Source organism: Cryobacterium sp. 10I5 (assembly GCF_035019865.1).
In the GTDB taxonomy this organism is placed as follows: domain Bacteria; phylum Actinomycetota; class Actinomycetes; order Actinomycetales; family Microbacteriaceae; genus Cryobacterium; species Cryobacterium breve_A.
Map to the genome: position 1 here is coordinate 1 of NZ_JASJVI010000069.1, position 20,458 is coordinate 20,458.

The following is a 20,458-nucleotide window of genomic DNA, read 5'->3' on the forward strand; positions in this document are numbered from 1 at the left end:
GACCCACCCCGCTGACTCCGTTCTGACCCATACACTGTCGGGATGGACATCCCCGCACTCGACCCCGCCGCCCGCCGGATCGCCCTGGTCCGCCGCCCCGCGGACAACCTCGCCGAAGGCCAGCTCACGCACATCGAGCGTGTCCCCGTCGATCTCGCGCTCGCCCGCACGCAGTGGGCCGGTTACGTCGCAGCGCTCGCCGCGGAGGGCTGGAACACCGTCGAGGTCGAACCCGCCCCGCTGTTGCCGGACTCCGTCTTCATCGAGGACGCCGTGATCTCGTTCGGCGACATCGCCGTCGTCACGAGCCCTGGCGCGCCGACCCGCCGTGACGAGACCCGTGGGGCAGCGGATGCCGTCCGCGATCTGGGCATCCCGGTGCACCACCTCGCACTTCCCGGCACCCTCGACGGCGGCGACGTGCTCAAGATCGGCCGGACCGTATACGTCGGCCGGAGCCTCCGCACGAACGACGCGGGCATCGACCAGCTCCGCGACATCGTGTCCCCGCTCGGCTACACCGTCGTCGCGGTCCCGATCAGCAAGGTGCTGCACCTCAAGTCCGCCGTCACGGCACTGCCCGACGGCACCGTGATCGGCTATCCGCCCCTCGTCGACGATTCCACGGTGTTCGAACCCTTCCTTCCGGTCCCGGAGGAATACGGCACGGCCGTCGTCGTGCTCGGGCCGGACGCCGTGCTGATGTCGAGCGCGGCCCCGCTCTCCGCCGCCCTGTTCGCCGCGCGCGGCTACCGCGTCGTCACCGTCGACATCTCAGAATTCGAGAAACTCGAGGGCTGCGTCACCTGCCTGAGCGTGCGCATCCGCTGACCCGGAACCCGCACCTCAAACGGGTGCTTGCGTCCAGACGGGGTGTGGCCGTACTCTGGAAGGCTGCCTGACCCGGGGAGCACAACGAGGATTCGACGCGCTCAGGAGGCCGACATGACACAGACAGCACAGCCACAGCTCGCGATGGATGCGACCACTGGCGCTGGCTCTGCCGTCCGCGAGAGCGCGGCCTAGCCACTCGATCCGCACCGTGCGCCGGCTCCCTCCTCCCGCGCCCCGCCCGTAACCCGCAGCCCGCGACCGGCATCCCGCCGTCGCGCCCGTACGGAAGCGCCCAGCTTCCCGCCCCACTGTCGAACGCGACCCGACGCGACTCCTTCGACTCCTCGACGCCCCGGCAGCCCCGGGGCATCGCTCAGCACCAGGTATCCGAACAGGCTCCACTCGTGACCCAGATCACACCCACCCCTCCTCTCGAAACCACACCACTCACTCCTATGGACCAGACTCCGAACCCCGCGACCGATTCGACGACCACGACCACGACCCCGGCTGCGGCCCCGGCCGCACCTGCCGGTGAGCAGCCCCGGAAGCGGGCGAGCACGCTGCGCACCCTCCTGCGCCTGTTCCCCTATGTGCGTCCCGCGCTGCCCCGGCTCGTCCTCGGCATGGTCGCGGCCCTCCTGGCGGCCGTCGTCGCCCTCGCGATCCCGCAGGTGCTGCAGGGCCTCGTCGACGGCGCGCTGTCCCGGCAGGACCCCTCCGGGATCTGGCCGGCCGTGCTCGTGATCCTCGGCCTCGGCGTGCTCGAGGCGATCCTGATCGCGCTCCGCCGCTGGTTCGTGCTGGTCCCGGGCACCCACGTCGAGGCGAGCATGCGCAACGCCCTGTACGCGCGCCTCCAGGACCTGCCGGTCTCCTTCCACGACCGCTGGCCGAGCGGGCAGCTGCTCTCCCGCGCGGTGAGCGACCTGAACCTGATCCGGCGCTGGATCTCCTTCGGCCTGGTCCTCCTGGTCGTCAATATCGTCACGATCGTGATCGGCGCCGCGGTGCTCGTGTCGATGAACTGGATCCTCGGCGTCGTCTTCATCGTCTGCTCGGTGCCGCTCTGGATCGTCGGGTACCTGTTCGAGGAGAAGTACTCCGTCGTGGCCCGGCGCAGCCAGGACCAGGCCGGCGACCTCGCGACCGCCGTCGAGGAGTCCGTCCACGGCATCCGCGTGCTCAAGGCCTTCGGCCGCGGCGGCTTCGCGCTCAAGAACTTCTCCCAGCAGGCCGAAGACCTTCGCGGCACCGAGATCGAGAAGGCGCGCGCGATCGCGGGCATCTGGCTCTGGCTCCTGATGGTGCCCGATGTCGCGTTCGCGCTCTGCCTCGTCGCCGGAGTCTGGCTCGCCGCGCAGGGCGAGCTCAGCGTCGGCGGCCTCGTCGCGTTCTTCGCGACGGCGACGGTGCTCCGCTGGCCGGTCGAATCGATCGGGTTCCTGCTCTCGATGACCTTCGACGCCCGGACCGCGACCGACCGCTACTTCGACGTGCTGGATGCCCCGAACAGCATCACCGACCCCGACCGGCCGGTCACGCTCGCCGCCCCCCTCGGCAGGCTCGCTTTCGAGGACGTGCACTTCCGCTACCCGGACTCACCCGCGCGGTTCCCCGACCTGCTCGACGGCGTCAACCTCGTTCTGCAACCGGGGGAGACCATGGCCCTCGTCGGCCTGACCGGGTCGGGCAAGTCCACCCTCACCGCCCTCACCACCCGCCTCTACGACGTCACCCAGGGCAAGGTCACGCTCGACGGCGTCGACGTGCGCGCGTTCGGTCGCGAGGACTTGCGCGGCCACCTCGCGATGGCGTTCGAGGACGCGACGTTGTTCTCGGCATCCGTGCGCGACAACGTGCTGCTCGGCCGGCCCGAGTTCGCCGAGCGGTCGGCGGCAGCGGATGCCGCGCTCGAGGAGGCCCTGCAGGTCGCGCAGGCCGGGTTCGTGCGTGATTTGCCCGACGGCGTCGACACCCTCGTCGGCGAAGAGGGCATGAGCCTCTCCGGCGGCCAGCGCCAGCGGATCGCGCTCGCCCGCGCGGTCGCGGCGAAGCCGGCGGTGCTCGTCCTCGACGACCCGCTTTCGGCCCTCGACGTGGACACCGAGTCCCTCGTCGAGGCGGCGCTCCGCGAGGTGCTCGCCTCCACCACGGCACTCATCGTCGCGCACCGGCCCTCGACGGTCACGCTCGCCGACCGGGTCGCCCTGCTCGAGGACGGCCGGATCACCGCGGTCGGCCGCCACTCCGAGCTCCTGCGCACCAACGAGCACTACCGGTTCGTGATCTCGAGCCTGGAAGACGAAGAACGTCGAGACGCCACCAGGCAGACCGCACGAGAGGAGGCCGCACGATGAGCGTCATCGGAGTCGAAGGCGAAGAACGCAACAACTTCACCACGGCCGAGAGCAAGCAGATCCGGGCGCGCTCGCTGCGCCTGCTCGGCTCCCTGCTGCGCCCGGTGCGCTGGCGGGTCACCGCGGCGATGCTCATCGTGGTGCTCTCCACCGCGGCGCAGGTCGCCGGTCCCGCCCTCATCGCGTACGGGATCGACCGGGGGCTGCCCGCCCTGCTCGCCCAGGACTGGCTCCCGCTCGCGGCGACCGGCGGGGTCTACCTCCTCACCGGGGTGATCGGCGCGATCCTGATCGCCTGGTACACGATGATGTCGGCGAGGATCAGCCAGGCCGTGCTGATCGACCTCCGCAAGCGGGTCTTCCTGCAGACCCAGCGGCTCAGCCTCGAGTTCCACGAGTCGTACACCTCCGGGCGGATCATCTCCCGGCAGACGAGCGACCTCGACGCGATCCGCGAGTTGCTCGACTCCGGCATCAACCAGCTCGTGCAGGGCCTGTTGTACATGGCATTCACGGCGATCGCGCTCGTGACCCTCGACGGCATCAGCGGCCTCGTGCTGCTGGGCTCCCTGGTCCCGCTGTTCGCCCTCACCCGCTGGTTCCAGGTGCGCTCGCAAACGCTGTTCCGTCGGTCCAGGACCGCATCGGCGAGCCTCATCGTGAAGTTCGTCGAGACCATGACCGGCATCCGCGCCGTCAAGGCGTTCCGGGCGGAGAAACGCAATGAGGAGGTCTTCGGCGGCCTCGTCGAGGACTACCGGAAGGTGAACGGCCGGGTGATCCAGCTGTTCGGGATCTTCGACCCCGGCCTCATCCTGATCGGCAACGTCGCCGTCGCCGTGGTGCTCCTCCTCGGTGGATTCCGCGTCGTCGACGGGCAGCTCGCGATCGGCGCGCTGCTCGCGGCCCTGCTCTACACCCGGCGGTTCTTCGACCCGATGGAGGAGATGGCGATGTTCTACAACTCCTACCAGTCCGCCGCTGCGGCGCTCGAGAAGATCTCCGGAGTGCTCGAAGAGCTCCCGGGCGTGCCGGATCCGACTGCTCCCGTCGACCTGTGGGAGGCGCGCGGTGCCCTCACCTTCACCGGGGTGCGCTTCGAGTACCAGTCCGACCGGGTGGTGCTGCCGACCTTCGACCTCGCGATTCCCGCCGGGCAGACCATCGCCCTCGTCGGTTCGACCGGGGCGGGCAAGTCGACGCTCGCGAAGCTGATGGCGCGGTTCTACGATCCCACCGACGGCCAGGTGTCGCTCGACGGCGTCGACCTGCGCCGGCTGCACCCGAAAGACCTCCGCCGCGCCATCGTGATGGTCACCCAGGAGGCATACCTGTTCAGCGGGTCCGTCGCCGACAACATCGCGATCGGCAAACCGGATGCGTCCCCCGCCGAGATCGTCGCGGCGGCGAAGGCCGTCGGTGCGCACGAATTCATCGAGAACCTCCCCGGCGGCTACGACACCGACGTGAACAAGCGCGGTGGCCGCGTGTCGGCCGGGCAGCGCCAGCTGATCTCGTTCGCGCGGGCCTTCCTCGCGAACCCTGCGGTGCTGATCCTCGACGAGGCGACGTCCTCGCTCGACATCCCGAGCGAGCGGCTCGTGCAGCAGGCGCTGCAGACCCTGCTCGCCGACCGCACGGCCGTCATCATCGCGCACCGGCTGTCCACGGTCGCCATCGCCGACCGGGTGCTCGTGATGGAGCACGGGATCATCGTCGAGGACGGCGCCCCCGACGACCTGATCGACGGCACCGGACGGTTCGCCCAGCTGCACGCGGCCTGGCGGGAATCACTCGTGTAGCGGCATCCGCCGGTATGAGAGCGGATGCTGTTCCGCGAGAGTACGAAAATGGCCCCTTCGCCGCGCGCGAAGGGGCCATTTCTCCGCTCTCGCGAACCAGCTTGTCAGGGACCAGCTTGTCAGGGAACAGCCCGTCAGGAGGTGACGGTGAGGAAGAGGTCGCCGGTGGCAAGGTCGGCGCCGGCTGTGACGGCGTCAGCGAGGGCGATGTTCTCCGCTGTGCGCTCGAGGATGATGACCGGCACGATGGGATTACGTCCGCCGGCCACGACGGCCGCGGAGTCCCAGGTCACGATCACGTCGCCGGCCGCAACCTGGTCGCCCTGCTTCGCACGCAGCGTGAAGCCCTCGCCGCGGAGCTCGACCGTGTCGATGCCGAGGTGGACCAGGACCCCGATCCCGTCGGGGGAGAGGATCACGTAGGCGTGCGGGAAGACCTTGAGCAGCTTGCCGCTGATCGGCGCGATCGCGTCGATCATGCCGCGCGGCGGGTCGATCGCGGCGCCGGGGCCCACGATCGCCTGAGCGAACGTGGGGTCGGGGACCTCGCCGAGGTCGACGGCGCGGCCGGGGACGGGCGCAAGGACGACGACGGGCGTCACGAGGACGACGGGGGCCCCACGGCTCACAGGAGGTCTTCGATGTCTTCGGCGAGGTTGTCGGCCTCTGGCCCGACGACGACCTGGACGATGGTGCCGGACCGGAACACGCCGTGGGCGCCCGCCGCCTTGAGCGCCGGCTCGTTCACGAGGGCCGGGTCCTTCACCTCGGTGCGCAGTCGGGTGATGCACGCCTCGATCTCGACGAGGTTGCCTGATCCGCCGAGGCCGGCGAGGATTTGCTCCGCTTTGCTGCTCATGGTGTTACCTCCAGTGATGGTGGGCCGGGAACCGGTCGCACGGGCCGGGATACGCGTGAAGCGTTCCTGCCGTGAGCCAAGTCTGCGCCCTGTCTGATTCGGTTTCGGGTGTTCTCAGAGAACCCGAGCGGCTGGGGGTCTTGACAAGCAGGGTGCCGCGGCTTCATCATCGAACTATTGGATCGTACCAGTACGGACCAGAAAGCGAAAGTGGTCCTATGCTGGTATCTACACCCCAACCATCCGGAGGACGCAGCGAGATGACCGACATCGATGAGGTCCCGGTCCTGGAATCAGGACCGATCTCCAAGCACGCCCAGTTGCGCTCGATCCTCGAGGAGCTCGTCGAGACCAGCCTCGCTCCCCACGCCGCGATCCCGCCGGAGCGGAAGCTCATGACGCGCTACGGCGTCAGCCGCTCGACGGTGCGCGAGGCGATCCGGCAGCTCGTCGAGGAGGGCGTCCTCTACCGAGTGCAGGGCAAGGGCACCTTCGTGGCCGGCGAACGCGTGCAAAGTGACCTGCACCTCGCGTCTTTCACCGAGGACATGCGTCGGCGCGGACTCGTCCCCGCGACGATCGTGCGCTCGTCCCGGCTGATCGAGGCGCCCCTCGCCGTGCGGGCGGCCCTCGGCCTCAAGGCAGGCTCGCTGGTGCTCGAGATCGAACGGCTGCGCCTCGCCGATGGCGTGCCGATGGCGCTCGAGCGCGGCTACTATCCGGCGGACCTGCTCCCGGATCTCGACGCCAAGGACCTGACCCGGTCCCTCTACGCGACGTTCGCGACCGAGTACGGCCTCCGGATCGACAACGCCGAACAGGCGGTCTGGGCAGAGGGCGCCGATGCCCTGCTCGCCGCCACCCTCGGCATCGCCGCCAACGCCCCCGTCATGGTCTTCCGTCGGACCTCGTCCGCCGGGTCCGCCTACCTCGAACACGTCACGTCGTGGTACCGGGGCGACCGGTACCAGATCCACATGACGCTCAACCTGCAGCACCAACCCTGACCCACAGACCAGCCTGACGTACAGCCCATCCACCCATCATCCAGACCATCCAACCCAACCAACGCACCACCAGGAGGAGATCCATGTCCAGCATCACCGTAGACGCCGGGACGAAACGGCCGTTCCCCGGCCTCGCGCAACTTCAACGAGTCGGTCGCAGCCTCATGCTGCCGATCGCGGCATTGCCGGCGGCCGGCCTCTTGCTCCGGCTCGGCCAGCCGGACCTGCTCGGGCGCATCCCGGGCTTCGAGACCGGAGCGGCCGTGATCGCCTCGGCAGGCGGCGCCCTCTTCGACGCTCTGCCGCTCCTCTTCGCGGTCGGCGTCGCGATCGGCTTCGCGAAGAAGTCCGACGGCTCGACCGCGCTCGCCGCGGTCGTCGGTTACCTGGTCTTCTCCAAGGTCGGAGAGGCGATGTCGCCCCTCGTCCTGGGCCTTCCCGCAGAGGGCGGCAAGCAAGTCCTCGTCAATTACAGTGTCCTCGGCGGCATCCTGATCGGCATCACCTCCGCCCTGCTCTGGCAGCGGTTCCATCGGATCTCGTTGCCGAGCTATCTCGCCTTCTTCGGCGGCAGGCGCTTTGTGCCGATCATCACGGCCGGAACGGCACTCGTGCTCGGCGTCCTCCTCGCGTTCGTCTACCCGGCATTCGCGACCGGTCTCTCCGCATTCGGCGAGTTCGTCTCCTCGAACAACATCTGGGGCGGCTTCCTCTACGGCACGACCAACCGTCTGCTGATCCCGGTCGGCCTGCACCACATCCTCAACTCGGTGATGTGGTTCGTGATCGGCGACTACAACGGAGCCCACGGCGACATCGCCCGGTTCTTCGCCGGTGACCCTACCGCCGGTTCGTTCATGACCGGGTTCTTCCCGATCATGATGTTCGCGCTGCCGGCAGGCGCCCTCGCCATCTGGCACGAGGCCAAGCCGTCGCAGAAGAAGATCGTCGGCGGCATCATGCTCTCCGGCGCCCTGACGGCACTCCTCACCGGAGTCACGGAGCCCCTCGAGTTCTCCTTCATGTTCGTCGCCTTCCCGCTGTACCTGATCCACGCAGTACTCACCGGGTCCTCGCTGGCTCTCGTGAATGCGCTCGGGATCCGGGACGGCTTCACCTTCAGCGCCGGCACCTTCGACTACGTCCTCAACTTCGGACTGGCCGAGAAGCCGCTTCTGCTCATTCCGATCGGACTGGCGTACGCCGGCATCTACTACTTCCTGTTCCGCTTTGTGATCCGCAAGTGGAACCTCAAGACCCCCGGTCGCGGCGACGACGAGGTCCCCGACGCGACCGTGCCCGACTCCGCGTCGTCCACGGCCGTCTAAACCCACCAACGCCGGGGTCGCGGGCGTGCCCGTGACCCCGGCAGTACCACCACGCATCATCATTGTGAAACTGGAGCAGAACATTGGCTGAAGTAATCGTCCTCGACACCGAGACCGCAGCGGGAACGCTTGCGGCGGCATCCATCCGCGCCCTGATCAGGCGCAAGCCGGACGCCGTCCTCGGCCTGGCCACCGGATCGACGCCGCTCTCCGTGTACGCGGCGCTCGCGGCCTCCCTCGCGGAGGAACCCCTCGACATGTCCCGCGTACGCGGCTTCGCCCTCGACGAGTACGTCGGGCTTCCCGCGGGCCACCCCGAGAGCTACCGCGCCGTCATCACTCGCGACGTCGTCGTGCCCCTCGGGCTCGACCCTGCGAACATCCGCACCCCGAACGGCGACGTGGCCACCCTCGAGACTGCCGGACTCGACTACGAGGCCGCCATCGTCGCGGCCGGCGGGGTCGACGTGCAGATCCTCGGCATCGGGCAGACCGGCCACGTCGGCTTCAACGAGCCCGGCTCCTCCTTCGCGTCCGTCACCCGGATCAAGACCCTGACCGAGAAGACCCGGATCGACAACGCGCGTTTCTTCGCCTCTCCCGACGACGTGCCGATCCACTGCATGACCCAGGGCCTCGGCACCATCCGCCGTGCCAGGCACCTCATCCTGCTCGCGTTCGGTGAAGAGAAGGCGGATGCGATCGCCGCGGCCGTCGAGGGACCGGTCAGTTCCAGCAAGCCGGGTTCGGTCATCCAGCTGCACCCGCACGTGACGGTCCTCGTCGACGAGGCAGCGGCATCCCGCCTCGCCAACCGGGACTACTACGCATACGCCTACGCCCACAAGTACGCCTGGCAGGGAATCTAACCCCGTGGCCGACTCGATTCTGCTCAGCGCCGGCACCGTCGTCGCCGCGGACGCCGTGCACACCCCGGGCTGGGTCGAGGTCAGGGCCGGACGGATCGACGCCGTCGGTGCCGGCAAGCCGCCGCGGGTCCCCGATGCTCACTACCCGGACGGCATCCTCGCCCCCGGCTTCGTCGACGTGCACAACCACGGCGGCGGCGGCTACAGCTTCAACGACACGGACACCGCCCTCGCGGCGGCCGGGATCGCGGCGACCCACCGGCAACACGGGACGACAACGCTGATGGCGAGCCTCGTCACGGCGCCGCTCGAGGACATGGAACGCCTCGTGACCGACCTCGCCGACCACGTCGACTCCGGCCTGCTCGCGGGCATCCATCTCGAGGGGCCCTGGCTCAGCCCTGCCCACCGGGGCGCCCACACGGCGGAGCTGTTGCGGGTGCCCGACCGGGAGAGCATCGATCGCCTCATGCGCGCCGGCCACGGCACGGTGCGCATGGTCACGATCGCCCCCGAGCTCCCCGGCGGACTCGACGCCGTTCGGCGCATCGTCGGCTACGGAGCGGTCGCCGCGATCGGCCACACCGACGCCAACTACGACATGACCAGGCAGGCCATCCAGGCCGGCGCCACGGCCGGGACGCACCTCTTCAACGCGATGCGTCCCCTGCACCACCGGGAACCAGGGCCGTCACTCGCCCTGCTCGAGAACCCCGCATTGTTCGCTGAACTGATCGCCGACGGAGTGCACCTGCATCCCGCGGTCGTCCGCTTCATCACGGAGAGCCCCTCCCGACCGGTGTTCGTGACGGATGCGATGGCCGCGGCCGGCGCAGACGAGGGCGAGTACACCCTCGGCGGCCTCCCCGTCAGCGTGTCGGACGGCGAAGCACGCCTCGCGGACGGGACGATTGCCGGGAGCGTCCTCACCCTGAGCGAGGCCGTCCGGTTCGCCGTGCACACGGCCGGGGTCGACCTCGCCACCGCGGTGCGCGCGGCCACGCAGAACCCGGCAGACATGCTCGGCCTCACCGGCTGCGGGCGCCTCGCCGCGGGGCAGCCGGCCGACCTGATCGTGCTCGACGCCGGACTCTATGTCACCGCGACCATGCGGTCAGGCGACTGATGCCTGCCGGCCTGAGCCGGCACGGGGCACCGGCCTAGGCGAAGCCCCAGGCCTTCTCTTCGTCGCTCGAGGCGTCGGACAATGGGATCCCGATCAGCGGGCGCGGCGCCGGCCCGAGCGGATGCATGCTCGGGTCGGGGGCCCGCACGGCCTGTTCCTTGAGTTCGACGAAGATCGCATGGGCGGGCGTGGTGCCGATGTTCACGCCGGCGTGTTCCTGGGCGGGGAGCCAGGCCGTCTCGCCGGCCGGGAGCTCGACGTCGACCTCGCGGCCCTCGAAGGACAGCCGCCGGGAGTATGCGCTCAGCGTGATCATCACGCTGTCTGGATGCTCGTGCGGGTTGGTGGTGTCGCCGGGAGCATCGAGGAATTCGAGCACGCGAACGCGGTCGTTTTCGAGGAGTACCCGGTAGACGCCGGGATCCGTCACGAGCGGGTCGAGGGGGTGGGTGGCGTTCTGTTCACTGGACATGCCGCACGCTAACACCGATTGCTTGCGACGCGCTAGGAGAAGCCCCAGACGTTCGCCTCGTCGTCGGTGTCCGGAGCGGAGGGGGCGACCGACTGCGGCCCGAGCGGTCGATCACTGGTGAGCGTGTGGGGATGCCGCGCCGGCTCCTTGAGCTCGATGAAGATCGAGTGCGTGTCGGTGTGGCCGGTGTTCGCACCGGTGTGCTCCTGGGCGGGAAGCCAGCGTGCGACCCCGGCGGGAAGCTCGACGTCGACGGTGCGGCCGTCGGACGAGATGCGCCGGCTGAACTCGCTCAGGGTGACCATGACGCTGTCCGGATGCCGGTGCGGCGCCGTCGCGGCACCGGGCGTGTCCCGGTACTCGAGCACGCGCACGCGCTCGTTCTCGAGGATCACCCGGTAGAGGCCCGGGTTGGTGACGACAGGGTCCTGAAAGCCTTCTTCGCTGTCCATGGGGGGCACGGTACCCGCTGCCGGCGTTGCCCGCGAGGTGCGTTTTCACGACGGTGACCAGCGCGCGACCGCATAGTCGACCCGGTAGCCGGCCGCCGCGGTGCTCGCCAGGACGAGGGGCGTGCCCTCGGCTCGGTAGTGCGGCAGCGCCCTGGCCTCGTGAGCGACCGGCGGGTGGCCGCCGGCCCGGATCACCCGCCACCAGGGGACATCCGCCCCGTAGTGCGCCATGATCTGGCCGACGACACGGGCGCCCCGGGAACCGAGCACCGCCGCGACGTCGCCGTACGTCATCACCCGCCCGGCGGGAATCGAGTCGACGATGCCGAGGACATTGGTGACGAAATCGCTGTCGGGGGCGAGGCGCATGGACCGGGGACGCGGCCGTTAAAGCTTGAGCGAACCGATCGTCTCGCCGTACGCGGTCTCGCCGATGTCGACGAAGCCGATCCGGTGGAAGAAGGACTCCGGTCCTTCTTCTCCGGGTTCCCAGATCACGGTGATGTGGTCGAACCCGCGCTTCCGGGCCTCCTGGGCGAGCGACTCTGCTGCGAATTTGCCGACGCCCTTGCCCTGAGCGCTCGCGTCGACGTTGATCCTCCAGATGCAGGCACGGAATTCCTCGTGCTGCGAATCGGGGTCGAAATTGCCGTGGATGAACCCGGCCACCTCACCGTCGAGCAAGACGACGCGCTGCCACGCGGTCGCGGGGTTGATCACGGAAACCGCCACCGCGTAGGAGACCGGAGCGATGTACAGCTCCTGGCCCGGTTTGAGACTGAGGCTATTGGCCGCAACAATGTTGCGTGCGGACAGTTCTTCCAGACGTAGTTCACCCATGGCAACAGGCTAACCTGCGGCCGACCGGCGTGGTAGTCGGGTTTTGTGCGCCGGGCCGAACCGCACCGAAAACTGTCTCGATGTCGAGACAGTTGCGGAGGGCTTGTAGAATTGGCTCGGCCAAGCGGCCGCGCACCATTCTGAGGAGAATTCATTGGCGAAGATCAAGGTTGAAGGCACCGTCGTCGAGCTCGACGGGGACGAGATGACGCGCATCATCTGGCAGGCCATCAAGGACACGCTCATCCACCCGTATCTCGACATCGACCTCGAGTATTACGACCTGTCGATCCAGAAGCGCGATGAGACCGACGACCAGATCACGATCGACGCGGCCCACGCCATCCAGAAGCACGGCGTCGGCGTCAAGTGCGCGACCATCACCCCGGACGAGGCCCGGGTCGAGGAATTCGGCCTCAAGAAGATGTGGGCGTCGCCCAACGGCACGATCCGCAACATCCTCGGCGGCACCATCTTCCGCGAGCCGATCATCATCTCCAACATCCCGCGCCTGGTTCCCGGCTGGAACAAGCCGATCATCATCGGGCGCCACGCCTTCGGTGACCAGTACCGTGCCACGAACTTCCGCTTCGAGGGGGAGGGCACGCTCAGCATGACCTTCACGCCGAAGGACGGCTCCGAGGCGCAGACCTTCGAGGTCTTCCAGTCACCGGGCAGCGGCGTCGCGATGGGAATGTACAACCTCGACAGCTCGATCCGCGACTTCGCCCGTGCCTCGCTCAACTACGGCCTCGTGCGCAACTACCCGGTCTACCTGTCGACCAAGAACACCATCCTCAAGGCCTACGACGGCCGGTTCAAGGACATCTTCCAGGAGATCTTCGACACCGAGTTCAAGGCCCGCTACGAGGCTGCCGGCCTCACCTACGAGCACCGCCTGATCGACGACATGGTCGCATCCGCCATGAAGTGGGAAGGCGGCTATGTCTGGGCCTGCAAGAACTACGACGGCGACGTGCAGTCGGACACCGTCGCACAGGGCTTCGGCTCGCTCGGTCTCATGACGAGCGTGCTCTCCACCCCCGACGGCAAGGTCGTCGAGGCCGAGGCGGCCCACGGCACCGTGACCCGGCACTACCGCCAGCACCAGCAGGGCAAGCCCACCTCGACGAACCCGATCGCCTCGATCTACGCCTGGACCCGCGGCCTCTCGCACCGGGCCAAGCTCGACGGCAACCCGGCGCTCGCCGAGTTCGCCGAGACCCTCGAGGACGTGGTCATCAAGACCGTCGAAAGCGGCCAGATGACCAAGGACCTCGCGCTGCTGGTCGGCCCGGAGCAGGGCTACCAGACGACCGAGGAATTCCTCGCCGCCATCGCCACGAACCTGCAGACGCGCCTGGCGTAACCACGGCACGTTCCGAAAAGGGCCCCGACCAGACGGTCGGGGCCCTTTTCCGTGCCTGGGGCGGATGTCCCGGTCAGGCGCTGGGGCGGGTGCCGATCACGACGGTCCCGTCGACGTCCTCGTGGTGCGCGCTGCGGGGGACCAGGCCGTTCCTGGCGAACAACGCGCTCGTGACCGGCGCCTGGCGCGCACTCGTCTCGATCAGGAGACTCCCGCCGGGGGCGAGCCAGCCGGCGGCGGCCGCCGCGACCCGACGCTGCACGTCGAGCCCGTCCGTGCCGCCGTCGAGCGCCAGCCGATGCTCGTGCACCCGGGCCTCCGGGGGCATCCGTTCGATGGAGCCGGTCGGAACGTATGGCGCGTTGACGAGCAGGAGCGCGATGCGACCGCGCAGGTCCGCGGGCAGCGGGGCGAAGAGATCGCCCTCGACCACGGTCCTTCCCGGGAGATTGACGCGGGCGCAGCGGACCGCGACCGGGTCGAGGTCCGCTGATATCAGGTCGAGGCCCAGCCCAGGCCGCGCCGAGAGCAGGGCGGCGCCGACCGCTCCCGTGCCGCAGCAGAGGTCGACGACGATCGCACCGGCCTCGGCGAGCCCGGCGGACTCGCGTACAAGCGCCTCGGTGCGTCGCCGCGGCACGAAGACGCCGGGCTCGACGTGGATCCGCAGCCCGGAGAAGAGCGCCCAGCCGAGCACGTACTCGAGTGGTTCCCCGCCGGCCCTCCGCTCGAGAAGGTGCTCGAGTTCCGCCGCCGACCGGGCCTCGGCGAGGAGGAGTTCCGCCTCCTCCTCCGCGAAGACGCAGCCGGCCGCACGGAGGCGCGCCACGACGGCGGGGAAGGACGCTGGGGGATCGACCAGGGGCACGCGGAACCTTTCCCGTCGGGTATCGTGCGCGGCATGCGCACGGCCGGCGAATGCCCATAAAATTAGGGCGAGAGACACAGTTTCTCACCTGGAGGAGAAAGCGGCGCGGCATGGCACCTGAACGGCATTCGGTGTCCCGTGCGCGACCCTCGCGGCGGATACGGCGCCGCGGATGAACGCCATGGAACGGATCATCGACGAGGGTCTCCTGATCGCCCTCTCCGCTGTGCGGATGGCCGTGAAAAACCACATCATCGTCGGGGCGCTCCGCGAACACGACAACTTCGACGAATCGTCTTACGAGGCGGTCGCGCGCGACGAGTTGCTCCACCTCGCCGTGCAGAACGAAGAGGATGCCGTCCGCGTCGCGCAGGAACGACGGGAACTCGCGTCCCGGCGCTGGTCGCAGGGCTTCACCGAGGACGAGCGGCTCGACCTCGGCAGGCTCGCCCGCCGTCGTCGCGCCCACAAGGGCCTCGCCCTCATCCTGCACACGGTCGCGAACGACGACGAGAAACTCGCCACGATCGTCGAGGACGCGCAACACGACGCGAGTTACGAGATCCGGAAGGCCCTCGCCGCACGCCTGATCCGGCAGACCATCGACGGCCACGCCCCCGGCTATGCGCGGATGCGTGAGGAACGGATCAAATACCTGCTCGCGATCGATTTCGCCATGCTTCGGGATCGGACTTCCGACACGAATCCATAGCGATTCTTCGGCTTTCACGACCACGGCTCACCTAGGATTGAAACAATTCAGGTCGTTGCTCTTGCTCCATCTTTCCCGCCCGATTTCCCGCCCGGGATGCGCCCCAGGTCGACGACGACCTTCGGTCTTCGCACGGGAAAGAACACCATGACAGGCTTCGCACACGTCCTCAAACCGGGTCGCATCGGCACCCTCGAGCTCCCGAACCGGGTGATCATGGCGCCGATGGGCACCGAGATGGGCACTCCCGAGGGGCTCTTCACCGAGCGGGAGATCGCCTATTACACCGAACGCGCGAGCGGCGGAACGGGCCTCGTGATGACCGGCATCAGCGCCGTCTCCGAGGACTACGAAACCCTCAACGCCGGACTCTGCTGCGTGCACACCGACGCCGCGCTCCCTGGCCTCACCGCCCTCGCCGACTCGATCCACGCCGTCGGTGGCCTCGTCTCCCTGCAGCTCACCGCGGGCCTCGGCCGCAACATCAACGTCATCGACCCGGACCGGCTGCCGATCTCCGCCTCCGACAACCCCCACTACGCCGACCCGAGCGTGCTCTGCCGGCCGCTCGAGATCGACGAGATCCACGTGCTCGTCCGCCGCTTCGGCGAAGCCGCCGCCCGCGCTGCCGCCGCGGGAATGGATGCGATCGACATCCACGGCCACACCGGCTACCTGATCGACCAGTTCATGAGTGCGTGCTGGAACCGCCGCACGGATGTCTACGGCGGCAGTGTCGAGAACCGCTGCCGGTTCGCGACCGAGATCATCGCCGCCGTGAAGGCCAACGCTCCTGGCCTGCCCGTCAGCTTCCGCCTCTCGGTCAACCACCGCTTCGCCGGGGGACGCACGACCGAGGAGGGCCAGGCCATCGCCGTCGTGCTCGCCGCGGCCGGGCTCGACCTCATCATCGCCGACGACGGCTCGTACGAGGCCATGGACTACGTCTTCCCGCCCTACTACCTCGGCGACGCGTGCATGGTCCCCGCGGCCCGCGCACTCAAGGACGTCGTCTCCATCCCCGTGATGGCCGTCGGCAACCTCACCCCGGAGAACGCGGAAGCCGCCCTCGCCGCGGGCGACGCCGACTTCGCCGGGATCGGGCGCGGGCTGATCGCGGATCCCGAGTGGGCAGGCAAACTGGCCGCGGGCAACCGCGCGGACATCCGCCCGTGCATCCGCTGCAACTCGATGTGCGTCGGCAACGCCTTCTTCGCGCTGCCGCTCGGCTGCGCCGTCAACCCGCAGGTCGGCCTCGAACGGGAACGCCGGGTCGAGAAAGCGGATGTTCGGGGGCACGTCGTCGTGATCGGCGGCGGCCCCGGTGGGCTCGAAGCCGCACGAGTCGCCGCGCTCCGCGGCCACTCCGTGGACCTCTACGAGGCGGGGTCGAAGCTCGGCGGCGTGCTGTTGCCCGCCGCGACCCCGGAGTTCAAAAAGGAACTGCGCGCGATGATCGCCTGGTGGGAACGCCAGTTCACCCACCTCCCCGTGAGCGTGCACCTCAACACGACCATCGACGCGGACTCGCTCGCGACCTTCGAGGCGGACGAGATCATCGTCGCGACCGGGTCCCTGCCGCTCCTGCCGCCGATCCCCGGCCTCGACGGCCCGAACGTGATGGACGTGCTCGACTTCCACCGCGGCGCCCCCGTCGGTCACAACGTCGTCATCGCGGGCGGCGGGCTCTCGGGCTCCGACGCCGCCCTCGAACTCGCCGGCCAGGGCTGCAACGTCACGATCGTCGAGCTCGCCGACGAGCTCGCCCGCGACATGATCGTGATCAACCGGATCACCCTGCTGCGCGAACTCGCCGAGAAGGGCGTGCGGATCCTCACCGGCCACACCGTCACCTCCGTCGACGCCGACGGCCTCACCGCGACCGGCCCGGAAGGCGCCGTGCACATCGCGGCGTCCACGGTGATCGCGGCATTCGGGGTGCGTCCCAACACGGCGCTGACGCAGGCGCTCGCCGGCCGCGACAACGTGCATTCGCTCGGCGACTGCGTGCACCCGGCCAAGGTCGGCGAGGCCATCAACGCGGCCTTCATGACCGCGCTCGTGCTGTAGGCGCCTCCTCGAAACGGATGCCCGGCGCGTGTCGTCCGCCGGGCATCCGCTCTCGACAGGCGAGCCTCACCTTGCTGGCGGTGAGCGGGGCACGGGACGAGACTTGAAGTATGTCCCGTCTGTTCGCCGCCGCACGGCGGTATCCGCTCGTGGCCGCGACCGTCGTGCTCGGGGTGGCCGGAATCGGGTTGGCGCTCGGCGGCCTCGCCGATTCCCTGGCCTGGCTGTTCGGTGGCTTCGGCCTGGTCGTCGCCGCGATCTCCGCCGTGGGCATGGTCAAGCAGCTGCGCCACGGCAGCTTCGGCGTTGACCTGCTCGCGATCACGGCCATCGTCGCCACGGTGCTGGTCGGCGAGTACGTCGCGACCATCCTGATCGTGCTGATGCTCACCGGCGGAGCTGCGCTCGAGGATTTTGCGGTGAACCGGGCCAAGCGGGAGCTCAACGCGTTGCTCGACCGGGCGCCGCAGATCGCCCACCGGATCCCGTCCGGGGGAGACCAGGCGGACGTCGAGGACGTTCCGGCCACGGATGTGCAGGCCGGGGACCTCCTGCTCGTGCGCCCGGCCGAGATCGTCCCGGTCGACGGGGTGCTCGTCTCCGCGAGCGCGGCCTTCGACGAGTCGTCCCTCACCGGGGAGAGCCTGCCGGTGGAGCGCCGGGCCGGGGAAGGCATCCTCTCCGGGTCGATCAACGGCCAGGCGGCCGCGACGATCCGGGCAACGGCGACCGCGGCGAACAGCCAGTACCAGCAGATCGTGGCCCTCGTCGAGGAAGCCTCCGCGAGCAAGGCTCCCGTCGTGAGGCTCGCCGACCGCTACGCGGTGCCGTTCACCGCGGTCGCGCTCGCCGTCGCGGGTCTCGCCTGGATACTCACCGGGGACCCGCTGCGCTTCGCCGAGGTGCTCGTCGTGGCGACGCCGTGCCCGCTGCTCATCTCCGCGCCGATCGCCTTCATGGGCGGCATGAGTCGTGCCGCGCGCAACGGCATCATCGTCAAGGGCGGCGGAGTGCTCGAGTCCCTCTCGACCGCCCGCACGGCCGTCTTCGACAAGACGGGCACGCTCACGCACGGCACCCCGACGATCGCCCGGGTGCTGCCCGCGGCCGGGTTCGACGCTGACGAGGTGCTGGCGCTCGCCGCGTCGGCCGAACAGTATTCGTCGCACGTGCTCGCGGCATCCGTCATCGCTGCGGCCAAGGCCAAGGGCCTCGAGCTCACGGCGACCGACACGGCGAGCGAAGTGCCGGCGCACGGCGTCGTCGCCACGCTCGACGGCCGGGAGGTCTCCGTCGGGAAGTTCTCGTACATCGCGGGGACGGCGCCGGACGCCACCCAGACCCGCCTCGACGGTGGCGAGCTCGCCATCTACGTCGCTGTCGACGGGCGCTTCGCCGGGAGCATCGTGGCGAGCGACCGGCTGCGCGACAACGCCCGCCAGACGATCGCGGACCTCGGCGCCCTCGGCATCCGCAACACCGTGATGCTCACCGGAGACGCCCGGCCGACGGCCGAGCACATCGCCGGGCTCGTGGGAATCGACAACGTGCAGGCAGACTGCTTGCCGGTCGACAAGGTCAACGCCGTTCGCGCGATCACGCAGCGCCCGGTGATCATGGTCGGCGACGGGGTGAACGACGCGCCCGTGCTCGCGGTCGCGGACGTCGGCGTCGCCATGGGAGCGCGCGGCGCCACCGCGGCGAGCGAGTCCGCCGACGTCGTCATCCTGATCGACGATATCTCCCGCACGGCCAGGGCGGTCGCGATCGGCAAGGACACCATCCGGATCGCCCTGCAGAGCATCTGGCTCGGCATCGCGCTGAGCCTGGTCCTGATGGGCCTCGCCGCGTTCGGCCTCATCCCGGCGACGATTGGGGCGTTGCTACAGGAGGTCGTCGACCTCGCGACGATCCTCAACGCGCTCAGGGCCATCGGCGGGCGGCGCGATGCCGCGCTCGCCGCCCGGGTCAGCACCCCGCACCCCGAACCGGAGACTGTGCTCGCGGGCTGAGTCGTCGCATCCGCCCGGCCCGGTAGCCAGGTCGGTCAGGTATCCCGGCGGCCGACCACCGGGCCACCCGGGCGTGCTCTGACCGCTTAGCCTGAGGACATGCGATTCTTCCGCCCCCGAACCCCGACATCGGCCGCGGACACGCAGCAGCGCCTGTCCCGGGATGTGCTCGTCCTCGGCGTGATCGCCTTCTTCGTCATGGTCGGCTTCGGCGTCGTCGTCCCGGTGCTGCCCGTCTACGTGCGGAGCTTCGGCGTCGGCAACCTCGAGATCGGCGCGGTCGTCTCCGCCTTCGCGCTGATGCGGTTCGTCGCGAGCCCGTTCTGCGGGCGCCTGATCGACTGGGCGGGGGAGCGCACCATCCTCGCGGCGGGCATCGGCATCGTCGCCCTCTCGAGCGGGCTCGCGGGTATCGCCCAGAACTACCCGCAGCTGCTCCTGCTGCGCGGGGCAGGCGGCATCGGCTCCGCGATGTTCACCGTCTCCGCGATGACGCTCCTGCTCGGCTCGACCGCTCCGGGCATCCGCGGCCGGGCGATCGGCTTCTACCAGGGTGGGTTCCTCCTCGGCGGCATGGCCGGACCCGCGCTCGGCGGCCTGCTCGCGACGATCTCGCTGACCGCGCCGTTCTTCTTCTACGCAGGCACTCTCGCGATCGCCGGTGTGCTCGGGCTGCTGCTGCTGAGCCCGGGCTATCGAAACGCGCCGGCGGATGCCTCCGGCGCCCCGGCGCCCCGGGTCCCGTTCCGCAGGGTGCTCGCCGACCCCCGGTTCCGGGCCGCGTGCCTGGCCAACTTCGCGCAGGGCTGGACCTCGTTCGGCGTGCGCAACGCGCTCATCCCCGTGCTCGTCGTCGAGGTGCTGCGCGGCCCGAGCTCGTGGACCGGAGTGGCCTTCGCCGTCGCTGCGGTCGCCCAGACGCTCGCTCTCGCGCCCGCTGCCCGCTTCGTCGACACCGTCGGACGCCGCCCCGCGATCATCGGAGCGTGCCTGCTCGCGGCCGTCACCATCTTCGCCGTGCCGTTCGCGCCCAACATCGTGGTGCTGACCGCGCTGCTCTGCGTCTACGGGGTCGCGTCGGCCTTCCTCGGCACGGCACCGGCCGCCGCGGTCGGCGACGCAGCGGGGGCCGGCGGCGGACGCCCGGTCGCGGTGTTCTCGATGTTCTCCGACTTCGGGGCGATCATCGGCCCGCTCGCGGCGGGCCTGCTCGCCGACTCCGTCTCGTACCCGGTCGCGTTCGGCGTCGGTGCGCTGTTCTTCCTCGCGACGAGTGCCCTTGCCCTGCGGATGCCGCGCGAGACGCGCGCAGTCCGACCCGCCTGACCTCCGCGCCCGTGCTCCCCGCCTGACCGTATCCCCTCAATCGGCTTGCGCCCGCGCCCGCGCCGGTTTCGGCAGTTCGCGCCTGCCGTTTCGGGCGCGGCCTGCGCAAACCGGCGCGGCCCCCAGCACAAACCGGAGCGGCTTGCGCAAAC

At 69.5% G+C, this 20,458-nt stretch carries 19 protein-coding genes; 12 read left to right on the forward strand and 7 right to left on the reverse strand.

All coding sequences use genetic code 11. The features are described 5' to 3' along the window. Positions 1-42 precede the first annotated feature (42 nt). The 3 genes from ddaH (at position 43) to QN350_RS14810 (ending at position 4,996) form a co-directional block, all read left to right on the forward strand. Positions 43-831, forward strand: a complete 789-nt coding sequence (ddaH, locus tag QN350_RS14800) for a dimethylargininase (RefSeq protein WP_322137958.1) — start codon at positions 43-45, stop codon at positions 829-831. Between the two features lie 458 nt (positions 832-1,289). Then, positions 1,290-3,194: an ABC transporter ATP-binding protein gene (locus tag QN350_RS14805; protein ID WP_322140341.1), complete on the forward strand. Its 1,905-nt coding sequence runs from the start codon at positions 1,290-1,292 to the stop codon at positions 3,192-3,194. After that, complete coding sequence (locus tag QN350_RS14810; protein WP_322137957.1) at positions 3,191-4,996, forward strand: ABC transporter ATP-binding protein; 1,806 nt, start codon at positions 3,191-3,193, stop codon at positions 4,994-4,996. Before QN350_RS14805 ends, QN350_RS14810 begins: the two co-directional genes overlap by 4 nt. A 134-nt stretch (positions 4,997-5,130) precedes the next feature. Here QN350_RS14810 and QN350_RS14815 read toward each other — a convergent pair whose 3' ends face one another. Then, a complete protein-coding gene (locus QN350_RS14815; RefSeq protein ID WP_281535847.1) occupies positions 5,131-5,625 on the reverse strand; it encodes a PTS sugar transporter subunit IIA in 495 nt (164 codons plus the stop codon). Next, entirely contained in the window at positions 5,622-5,855 is a 234-nt protein-coding gene (locus tag QN350_RS14820; RefSeq protein WP_281535846.1) for a PTS glucose/sucrose transporter subunit IIB, read from the reverse strand. Before QN350_RS14820 ends, QN350_RS14815 begins: the two co-directional genes overlap by 4 nt. A gap of 260 nt (positions 5,856-6,115) precedes the next feature. Between QN350_RS14820 and QN350_RS14825 the strand changes: the two genes are divergently transcribed. The 4 genes from QN350_RS14825 (at position 6,116) to nagA (ending at position 10,185) form a co-directional block, all read left to right on the forward strand. Then, positions 6,116-6,862, forward strand: a complete 747-nt coding sequence (locus QN350_RS14825) for a GntR family transcriptional regulator (protein WP_322137956.1) — start codon at positions 6,116-6,118, stop codon at positions 6,860-6,862. An 83-nt stretch (positions 6,863-6,945) separates the two neighbouring features. Beyond that, entirely contained in the window at positions 6,946-8,190 is a 1,245-nt protein-coding gene (locus QN350_RS14830) for a PTS transporter subunit EIIC (RefSeq protein ID WP_281535844.1), read from the forward strand. 83 nt (positions 8,191-8,273) lie between these two features. Beyond that, positions 8,274-9,059: a glucosamine-6-phosphate deaminase gene (locus QN350_RS14835; protein ID WP_281535843.1), complete on the forward strand. Its 786-nt coding sequence runs from the start codon at positions 8,274-8,276 to the stop codon at positions 9,057-9,059. A gap of 4 nt (positions 9,060-9,063) precedes the next feature. Next, positions 9,064-10,185: an N-acetylglucosamine-6-phosphate deacetylase gene (gene nagA / locus QN350_RS14840; RefSeq protein ID WP_322137955.1), complete on the forward strand. Its 1,122-nt coding sequence runs from the start codon at positions 9,064-9,066 to the stop codon at positions 10,183-10,185. A gap of 34 nt (positions 10,186-10,219) precedes the next feature. On the opposite strand, the gene QN350_RS14845 is transcribed toward nagA, so the two are convergent. The 4 genes from QN350_RS14845 to QN350_RS14860 are packed head-to-tail and all read right to left on the reverse strand — an operon-like array spanning position 10,220 to position 11,949. Next, the gene (locus QN350_RS14845) at positions 10,220-10,657 is read right to left on the reverse strand and encodes a cytoplasmic protein (protein WP_322137954.1); all 438 of its coding nucleotides are present in this window, start codon (positions 10,655-10,657) and stop codon (positions 10,220-10,222) included. 32 nt (positions 10,658-10,689) lie between these two features. Continuing rightward, positions 10,690-11,109 (reverse strand): cytoplasmic protein, encoded by a 420-nt coding sequence (locus QN350_RS14850; RefSeq protein WP_322137953.1) that lies wholly within the window; start codon positions 11,107-11,109, stop codon positions 10,690-10,692. 45 nt (positions 11,110-11,154) lie between these two features. Continuing rightward, a complete protein-coding gene (locus QN350_RS14855) occupies positions 11,155-11,478 on the reverse strand; it encodes an MGMT family protein (protein ID WP_281535839.1) in 324 nt (107 codons plus the stop codon). Positions 11,479-11,496: 18 nt separating this feature from the next. After that, complete coding sequence (locus QN350_RS14860; protein ID WP_322137952.1) at positions 11,497-11,949, reverse strand: GNAT family N-acetyltransferase; 453 nt, start codon at positions 11,947-11,949, stop codon at positions 11,497-11,499. A 154-nt stretch (positions 11,950-12,103) separates the two neighbouring features. Here QN350_RS14860 and QN350_RS14865 point away from each other — a divergent pair, with 154 nt between their 5' ends. Continuing rightward, on the forward strand, positions 12,104-13,318 hold the full coding sequence (locus QN350_RS14865; RefSeq protein ID WP_134449974.1) for an NADP-dependent isocitrate dehydrogenase: 1,215 nt from the start codon (positions 12,104-12,106) through the stop codon (positions 13,316-13,318). Positions 13,319-13,391: 73 nt separating this feature from the next. Here QN350_RS14865 and QN350_RS14870 read toward each other — a convergent pair whose 3' ends face one another. Beyond that, positions 13,392-14,186: a putative protein N(5)-glutamine methyltransferase gene (locus tag QN350_RS14870; protein WP_322137951.1), complete on the reverse strand. Its 795-nt coding sequence runs from the start codon at positions 14,184-14,186 to the stop codon at positions 13,392-13,394. Between the two features lie 172 nt (positions 14,187-14,358). Between QN350_RS14870 and QN350_RS14875 the strand changes: the two genes are divergently transcribed. The 4 genes from QN350_RS14875 to QN350_RS14890 all read left to right on the forward strand — a co-directional run bounded on the left by QN350_RS14875 (position 14,359) and on the right by QN350_RS14890 (position 20,306). After that, positions 14,359-14,898 (forward strand): hypothetical protein, encoded by a 540-nt coding sequence (locus tag QN350_RS14875; RefSeq protein ID WP_322137950.1) that lies wholly within the window; start codon positions 14,359-14,361, stop codon positions 14,896-14,898. A 147-nt stretch (positions 14,899-15,045) separates the two neighbouring features. Then, positions 15,046-16,968, forward strand: a complete 1,923-nt coding sequence (locus QN350_RS14880) for an FAD-dependent oxidoreductase (protein ID WP_322137949.1) — start codon at positions 15,046-15,048, stop codon at positions 16,966-16,968. A gap of 110 nt (positions 16,969-17,078) precedes the next feature. Next, a complete protein-coding gene (locus QN350_RS14885) occupies positions 17,079-18,980 on the forward strand; it encodes a heavy metal translocating P-type ATPase (protein ID WP_322137948.1) in 1,902 nt (633 codons plus the stop codon). A gap of 99 nt (positions 18,981-19,079) precedes the next feature. Next, positions 19,080-20,306: an MFS transporter gene (locus tag QN350_RS14890; RefSeq protein ID WP_281535834.1), complete on the forward strand. Its 1,227-nt coding sequence runs from the start codon at positions 19,080-19,082 to the stop codon at positions 20,304-20,306. Positions 20,307-20,458 lie beyond the last annotated feature (152 nt).